This is a genomic window from Vibrio sp. 10N.286.48.C11, assembly GCF_041469805.1.
Classification (GTDB): domain Bacteria; phylum Pseudomonadota; class Gammaproteobacteria; order Enterobacterales; family Vibrionaceae; genus Vibrio; species Vibrio crassostreae_C.
The window spans coordinates 1-6,297 of record NZ_JBFRLK010000116.1 but is presented as its reverse complement, the minus strand read 5'-3'; the positions used below and the strand labels follow the sequence as shown (position 1 = coordinate 6,297).

6 protein-coding genes and 4 tRNA genes are annotated in these 6,297 nt (G+C 43.6%); 7 read left to right on the top strand and 3 right to left on the bottom strand.

Annotated features, from left to right (window positions below):
- Positions 1 to 571 precede the first annotated feature (571 nt).
- Together pssA and AB4209_RS21285 are read right to left on the bottom strand one after the other, a co-directional pair.
- Positions 572 to 1,912: a CDP-diacylglycerol--serine O-phosphatidyltransferase gene (gene pssA, locus AB4209_RS21290; RefSeq protein ID WP_029235079.1), complete on the bottom strand. Its 1,341-nt coding sequence runs from the start codon at positions 1,910 to 1,912 to the stop codon at positions 572 to 574.
- Positions 1,913 to 2,003: 91 nt separating this feature from the next.
- A complete protein-coding gene (locus AB4209_RS21285) occupies positions 2,004 to 2,435 on the bottom strand; it encodes a GNAT family N-acetyltransferase (RefSeq protein ID WP_017059798.1) in 432 nt (143 codons plus the stop codon).
- A gap of 66 nt (positions 2,436 to 2,501) precedes the next feature.
- Here AB4209_RS21285 and murB point away from each other — a divergent pair, with 66 nt between their 5' ends.
- Together murB and birA are read left to right on the top strand one after the other, a co-directional pair.
- Complete coding sequence (gene murB / locus AB4209_RS21280; RefSeq protein WP_017059799.1) at positions 2,502 to 3,548, top strand: UDP-N-acetylmuramate dehydrogenase; 1,047 nt, start codon at positions 2,502 to 2,504, stop codon at positions 3,546 to 3,548.
- Entirely contained in the window at positions 3,545 to 4,510 is a 966-nt protein-coding gene (birA, locus tag AB4209_RS21275) for a bifunctional biotin--[acetyl-CoA-carboxylase] ligase/biotin operon repressor BirA (protein WP_017059800.1), read from the top strand. Before murB ends, birA begins: the two co-directional genes overlap by 4 nt.
- Positions 4,511 to 4,517: 7 nt before the next feature.
- Here the strand turns inward: birA and coaA are convergent, their stop codons facing one another.
- Positions 4,518 to 5,441, bottom strand: coding sequence for a type I pantothenate kinase (coaA, locus tag AB4209_RS21270; protein ID WP_017066910.1), 924 nt, complete (start codon positions 5,439 to 5,441; stop codon positions 4,518 to 4,520).
- Between the two features lie 210 nt (positions 5,442 to 5,651).
- On the opposite strand from coaA, the gene AB4209_RS21265 reads away from it, so the two are divergent.
- From AB4209_RS21265 to AB4209_RS21245, 5 genes are all read left to right on the top strand, one after another.
- Positions 5,652 to 5,727: transfer RNA gene (locus AB4209_RS21265), tRNA-Thr, on the top strand.
- Between the two features lie 44 nt (positions 5,728 to 5,771).
- A tRNA-Tyr gene (locus AB4209_RS21260) sits at positions 5,772 to 5,856 on the top strand.
- A 39-nt stretch (positions 5,857 to 5,895) separates the two neighbouring features.
- Positions 5,896 to 5,970, top strand: a tRNA-Gly gene (locus tag AB4209_RS21255).
- 13 nt (positions 5,971 to 5,983) lie between these two features.
- Positions 5,984 to 6,059 (top strand) — tRNA-Thr (locus AB4209_RS21250).
- 95 nt (positions 6,060 to 6,154) lie between these two features.
- Positions 6,155 to 6,297 (top strand): GTP-binding protein (locus AB4209_RS21245; RefSeq protein ID WP_240798929.1); only part of this gene is annotated, 143 nt, incomplete at its 3' end.

Sequence of the window (6,297 nt, the reverse complement as noted above, 5' to 3'; positions counted from 1 at the left end):
TTTTACTTTAATTGGTATAAAGACACCGAGCCCCTGCACTTCATGCTATTCCGGCACATATCAGAAAGCCTAGTCTGACGACTAGGCTTTCGTCGTTTCCTGCGTATGTGTTTTGGGTTTTAGTAGTAGATCCTTATCGCTAGCTATGAAGTACTTCTCTATATATCGGGAGGTGCTGCTTGGGAATATAGGTGGTCACTTCTAACTCTTAAGCTAAATAGAGCAGAGCACTAATCTGATTGTTTTACTATGTGAAATTCTCTATCGCGTACGTACTTCGCCCTAAGGAGTGAGACTTTATTGCTTGAATACGTAAAGGGTAATTGTCGATTATGTTCGTATTGGTACTCGTTTAGCTGCTATCTAAACCATACCTGATACACGTATCTGGAACCCTGAGACTGACTAAGGAAAAGGTAGGATGCTTAACACTTCAAGCTATCACACTCACTGTGCATAAATAGAGATGTTGATTCGAAAGACCATCAAACAAACCTAAATAGCTATCTCGTAGATACAAAAACGCCTAGCGTTTGCTAGGCGTTGATAAATAGTGTCTCTAATACATCGACTACAGTATTTGCTTAAGCACCCTATCGGCTTTCACACGAGTGATCTTACGAATCAACTTCTGAACTTCCATCGGGTAGCTCTCTACCTTGTCTAACTGCTTATAAGTACAGATAAGCTGAGTGTGTTGAAGGATGTTATCCACTTCAGCCTGAAACTTGTCTGTTAGGTGATGGTAGTTATCTTGGATAAAGATACCGTTCTCTAGATCCAACTTCCATGCGCGTGGATTTAGATTATTACCTGTTAGTAGCATGTAGCGCTTATCTACCCAAATGCCCTTTAGGTGGAAGCTATTGGAATCGTGTTGCCAAAGTCGAATTGATAGATTACGGCTAGCAATATGAGCTTCATTCGCTTTAGCGAAACGGCGTAAGTTCAGTTCGTAAAGGTATGGCAAACCACCAATCGTTTTAAACTCTTCTTCTGGTGAGATAAAGAAATCATTCGCTGTCTTATCACCAACAACAATGCTGACCTTTACGCCACGCTTAAGTGCTTTCTTCACTTCTTTAGCTAGGCTAGGTGGGAAGTTGAAGTAAGGTGTGCAGATGAAGATTTCATCTTTAGCTTGAGCGACGAGTTGGTTGATTCCCTGATTCAGACGGTTACGTCTTTTACCGATACCAACCAATGGTGTTACAGCCACTTGCTCTGCTGAAACCTCTTGCCCTTCGAATTGATACTGAGACCTTGCCAATGATGCTCGAAACTGACGAATCGCTGGTTTCAGTTCTTTGGTCGCAGGCTTGTTCTTATCAGCCAGGTCATAAACAGCGCTGTCCGCAACCATCTGTTCGTGTACGTAGGCAAACATTGAGTCAGCAAGAGCTGCATTGTTTAAAACATGGTAACGATCAAAGCGATAGCGGTCATGGTAATTCAGATAGATATTGTTAAGGCTTGCACCGCTGTATATCACGCTATCATCGACGATAAAGCCTTTTAAGTGCAATACGCCAAAGACTTCTTTGCCGCGAACGGGAATGCCATAGACAGGCACAGAATGTTGATATTTCTCTGCGAACTCTTTATACATGGCTGCATTGCCTTCAGAAGACTCTGCGCCAATCAATCCACGCTGCGCCCGGTGCCAATCGACACAAACGCTCACGTCTAATTCTGGATTCTTTTGCTTTGCTTCATATAAGGCAGTTAGGATCTCACGGCCAGCCTCATCATCTTCAAGATACAAAGCGACTAAACTAATACGAGTCGTTGCGCGAGATATTTCATCAAGTAGGCGAGTTCGAAACTCTTGCGCTGATAGTAGTACTTCAAACTTGTCAGGATTCTGCGCTATGGTTGGCAACTGTATGAATGGATTCCTACTGGCAATCATATTGACTGTTTTACCTTAAAAATATGCAAAATTGCGAACCTTTAATTTTACCAAAGGGATAGCACCAAATACTAGATAATCGAGGCATTCTCTAACAATTTTGCTGATAATGCATAGGAATGAGATCTTTTCCGCTATTCGAATAGCGCTCGTATAAAACTCTTAAACCATTTGGTAGATCTTTAGGGTCTACTTGTACGAATTTGTGTCGCGCGTAAAAATTGGTGAGATGAGCGTACGCAAAGCAGTAATCATCTTCCGTAAGCGTATGTTGCGCACAATAATCCATAAGCTGGGAGCCTAATTGCTGACCACGATGTTGTTTTGATATCGCCATACCGGTAAGTAAGCGATTATTTTCTATTGTACGAAAACGCACGACACCGCACAGTTCGTTATTCAGCAATAACGAATAGATCAGTTCACTCTTATTCGCTTTTCCCGTTGGGTAATGTTCTTTATAGAAACGTTTAACTAGGGGAACCTTTACTGGGTCTAATTGAGTAATGATGACATTGTTCATTCAGTCACTGCGCCATTGGTTTATCTGCTGTAGAATGACCGCAGTGTAAGTTAATTGAATATCGCCATGCAATTCCATCTCAATGCTAGTTTAAAAAATGTTCATACTTTTTCCATCGATCAGACGTGTGATGCGTTGGTTGAAGTCACCACTACCGAAGAACTTATTTCGCTTTACAAAGACCCTAAATGGTCAGCTTTGCCTAAGTTAATACTGGGTAAGGGCAGTAATATGCTTTTTACTGAGCACTTCGCTGGCCTGGTCATCGTGAATAAATTAGCCGGGATTGAGCTGGCCGAGACGGACAGTCATCACCTACTGCATGTGAGTGGTGGCGAGGATTGGCCAAGCTTGGTTGAGTGGAGTGTGGATAAAGGGCTGGGTGGTCTAGAAAACCTAGCAATGATACCCGGCTGTTCCGGCTCTGCTCCGATTCAGAATATTGGTGCGTATGGTGTTGAGCTACAAGACGTATGCGAGTATGTCGATATCCTGTGTCTGGATACTTATACAGTTAAGCGATTAAGCAAAGAAGAGTGTCTCTTTGGTTACCGAGATTCTATTTTCAAACACGCTCTCTACGATAAAGCGATTGTTGTTGCGATTGGTTTAACGTTGCCGAAAGAGTGGGAGCCATGCAATCACTATGGCCCGTTAAAAAGCCTAGCAGCCGATACGCTCTCCCCTCGCACTATATTTGATGAAGTGTGTGCTATCCGTTCAAGTAAGCTGCCAGACCCTAGAGTACAAGGGAATGCGGGTAGCTTCTTCAAAAACCCTGTGATCACCAAAGATCATTTTGATCGCTTGTTAGCTCTATATCCAAATATGGTTGGTTATGAGAGTAATGACATGATCAAAGTTGCTGCTGGCTGGCTGATTGATCAATGCCAGTTCAAGGGTGTGACAGAAGGTGGCGCTCAGGTTCACCCCAACCAAGCATTGGTTATTATCAATTATGATGAGGCTTCTGCTGTGGATATCCTTAAGCTTGCAGAGCGAGTGCGCCAGTCCGTTTTGAATAAATTCGATATTCGATTGGAACATGAAGTGCGCTTTATGGGACGAGACTGCGAGACAAACTTGGATAAGGCTTTGGAGTCATTGGCATGAGAGAGCACAGTACCAAGCTTGCACTATTGAGATGTCTTGCTGACGGTGAGTTTCATTCAGGTGAAGACCTAGGTGAAATGATTGGCGTATCACGAGCGGCTATCAGTAAGCACATTAAAGGTATTCAAGAGTGGGGTTTAGATATCTACCGAGTACAAGGCAAGGGTTACAAACTAGCCAGTCGTTTGGATATGCTTGACCAAGACAAATTGTCTGCAGTTAGTCGCGATGCTTCTCTTGAACTCATTCCCATCATAGGTTCTACAAACCAACACCTATTAGAGCGCACTAACACCCTCGAATCGGGTTCTGTCTGTATTGCTGAATATCAAGCTGCGGGTCGTGGACGCCGTGGACGAGAGTGGGTATCACCATTTGGTGCAAACCTCTATCTTTCAATGTATTGGAGACTCGACGCGGGGATGGCTGCCGCAATGGGCTTAAGCCTTGTGGTTGGTGTAGCTGTTGTTGAAGCTTTGGAAGAGATGGGCGTAGAAGGTGTAAAGCTTAAATGGCCGAACGACCTTTACCACAATGACAAGAAGCTTGCAGGTATCTTGGTCGAGCTGTCAGGACAGTCTGGCGGCGCTGCGCATATTGTGATTGGTTTAGGGCTAAACCTATCCATGGATCCAACAACATCAGGTATTGGCCAGCCATGGACTTCCCTTAAAGAAGTGTGTGATGGGAAGGTGCCAGACCGTAACCAGTTAGCGCAGGCTCTGATCAATGCTTGGGATAAGTCACTTGTCGACTACGAGTTGAAAGGAATGTCCAATTTTTTAGAGCGTTGGAACCGCTTGGATAATTTCTTAGGTCGCAATGTTAGATTGATCATTGGACCTAGAGAAATTGAAGGTGTTGTTCAAGGCATCGATGAACAAGGTGCTGTATTGCTCAAAACTGAGAATGGTGTCGAGAGCTATATTGGTGGCGAGATATCGCTAAGAAAAGGCGACTAAGGCGTTACTATTTTCTTAGTAACACTTCTTCAACCATATGATCTGCGCCTTTACGTAGAATCAGGTGAGCCCTTTCTCTTGTCGGAAGGATATTTTGTTCAAGGTTCAAGCCATTAATTGAACTCCAGATACCTTCTGCTTTGTCCAATGCGGCTTGGTTCGATAATTTAGTGTAATGACTAAAGTAAGAGCCAGGCTTAGTAAACGCGCCATCGCGGAATTTCATAAAGCGATTGACGTACCATTCTTTGATTTGTTGGCTATCAGCGTCAACATAGAGTGAGAAATCAAGGAAGTCTGAAATAAACACGCGATGTGGCTCGTGTGGATAATTCATTCCGGTTTGTAAAACATTAAGCCCTTCAATAATAAGCACATCTGGTAGGTCGACGCACTTAACGTCATCAGTAATATTGTACGTAAGATGCGAGTAAACAGGGGCTGTGACATTTCTCTTGCAAGCTTTTACATCCGAAACAAAGTTCACTAAACGCTTGATATCGTAAGATTCAGGAAAGCCCTTTTTGCTCATCAACCCTTTCTCTTCTAACACCTCGTTTGGATATAAAAAGCCATCGGTTGTCACTAGTTCAACTTTTGGGTGGTTTTCCCAGCGAGAGAGTAGGGCTTTAAGCAGACGCGCAGTGGTACTTTTGCCAACAGCTACGCTACCCGCAATACCGATGATAAAAGGTGGCGCTTTCTCTTTCTTATCTAGAAATTGGTGGAGTACCGAGTTTCTATTCTGTCTGGCTGCCACATAGAGGTTCAATAGACGAGATAGCGGTAGATAGATCTCTACTGCCTCTTCCATTGTGAGCTTTTCATTGATGCCTTGAAGCTCTTTTAAGTCGCTCTCAGAAAGTGTCATCGGAACTAAATTCCTTAGCTCAGACCAACGTTCGCGGTCAAATGACATAAATGGGCTCATACAAAACTCTATAGTGGATAACAAAACAAGTGCATGGAAAATACATCAAGCGATAGATAAATAAAATATCTTCCTGTGCTAGATGCGTGTTAAAGATGGAAACCTTGAGCTAAATTGGCGTATGTAGGAGTTTGGTAAGAGAATTTTGCACTTTTTTTCAATTTACTATTGCAAGGTGGAAAATCATTCAATAAAATGCGCCCCACTTGTGCCGACTTAGCTCAGTAGGTAGAGCAACTGACTTGTAATCAGTAGGTCACCAGTTCGATTCCGGTAGTCGGCACCACTTTCTCCCTTCCTATAAGGCAAGCGAGAGAAAGCTCAAAATTTGGAGAGGTTCCCGAGTGGCCAAAGGGAGCAGACTGTAAATCTGTTGGCACTGCCTTCGATGGTTCGAATCCGTCCCTCTCCACCATATTCTAAAGGTTAAATAGCTCAAACAGAGTTACGTGTTGCGTGCATCGTATAATGGCTATTACCTCAGCCTTCCAAGCTGATGATGCGGGTTCGATTCCCGCTGCACGCTCCAACTCATTTTGTGTGCTGATATAGCTCAGTCGGTAGAGCGCACCCTTGGTAAGGGTGAGGTCCCCAGTTCGACTCTGGGTATTAGCACCAGTCTAAAGCTTCTTCTCCTTTAATAAAGAAAACCATTTTTTTTGGTTGCGTGGTCTTATTTTAAGCCACCTAATCCGTACCTAGAGGGACACCCCATGTCTAAAGAAAAATTTGAACGTACGAAACCGCACGTAAACGTTGGTACTATCGGCCACGTTGACCACGGTAAAACAACTCTAACTGCTGCTATCTGTACTACTCTTGCAAAAGTGTACGGTGGTGTTGCTAAAGATTTCGC